This window comes from Klebsiella sp. C283, assembly GCF_048822555.1.
Classification (GTDB): Bacteria; Pseudomonadota; Gammaproteobacteria; order Enterobacterales; family Enterobacteriaceae; genus Klebsiella; species Klebsiella quasipneumoniae.
Map to the genome: position 1 here is coordinate 1 of NZ_JBMEZS010000060.1, position 1,322 is coordinate 1,322.

Annotated in this window: 1 protein-coding gene; it reads left to right on the forward strand. The window is 52.5% G+C overall.

The genetic code is table 11. From position 1 onward, the window contains the following. The first annotated feature begins 71 nt into the window (after positions 1-71). On the forward strand, positions 72-1,292 hold the full coding sequence (locus ACOI7Z_RS27175; RefSeq protein WP_000343760.1) for an ISL3-like element ISKox3 family transposase: 1,221 nt from the start codon (positions 72-74) through the stop codon (positions 1,290-1,292). The last annotated feature ends 30 nt before the right edge of the window (positions 1,293-1,322 follow it).

Here is a 1,322-nt window from a genome sequence, read left to right on the forward strand (position 1 = left end):
ATATGGGTCTTCCCTTGTTGTGGTGGCTGAAGGCATGATAATGGTGTATTTAATCGCCAGAGGTCACCGCCATGGACGAAAAGTCCCTCTACGCTCATATTCTCAACCTGTCCGATCCGTGGCAGGTAAAGTCCCTTTCTCTCGATGAAAATGCCGGTTCTGTTACTGTCACTATTGAGATCGCTGAAAACACCCGGCTAGCCTGTCCGACCTGCGGTAAATCCTGTTCTGTTCACGATCACCGTCATCGTAAATGGCGCCATCTTGATACCTGCCAGTTCACCACTATTGTTGAAGCCGATGTTCCACGAATTATGTGTCCGGAGCATGGCTGCCTGACGTTGCCTGTTCCGTGGGCTGGCCCCGGAAGCCGGTATACGTTGCTATTCGAATCGTTCGTTCTCTCATGGCTGAAAATCAGCACCGTTGATGCTGTCAGGAAGCAACTTAAGCTCAGTTGGAATGCGGTTGACGGCATTATGACCCGGGCAGTTAAGCGAGGTCTTGCCCGGATAAAAAAGCCATTATCCGCCCGTCATATGAATGTGGATGAGGTCGCCTTTAAAAAAGGACATCGTTACATAACGGTGATCTCCGATCGCGATGGTCGGGCGCTGGCCTTAACGGATGATCGCGGCACAGAGAGTCTTGCCGGCTATCTTCGCACGCTCACTGATGGGCAGTTGCTGGCTATCAAAACGCTCTCAATGGACATGAACGCGGGCTATATAAGAGCAGCGCGTATCCACTTACCCAGTGCGGTTGAGAAAATCGCCTTTGACCGCTTCCATGTGGCGAAGCAACTGGGCGAGGTAGTTGATAAAACCCGTCAGAATGAACATCCGCACCTCCCTGTTGAAAGCCGACACCAGGCAAAAGGAACCCGCTTCCTGTGGCAGTACAGCGATAAGTGGATGACCGAATCCCGGCAGGAAAAGCTGATGTGGCTGCGTGCACAGATGAAGCTGACGAGCCAGTGCTGGGCGCTGAAAGAGCTGGCAAAGGATATCTGGAACAGGCCATGGAGCGAGGAAAGACGGAGTGACTGGCAGAGATGGTTGGCGCTGGCGGCTAACAGTGACGTTCCCATGATGAAAAATGCCGCGAAAACGATAGGAAAAAGGCTGTACGGGATCCTGAATGCGATGCGACACAGTGTCTCAAACGGAAATGCGGAGGCACTTAACAGCAAGATCAGGCTGCTGAGGATAAAAGCCAGGGGATACCGAAACCGGGAGCGCTTTAAACTGGGGGTGATGTTCCACTACGGAAAGCTGAATATGGCGTTCTGAGCCTTCCCACCATGATCGGGGAAGACCCAT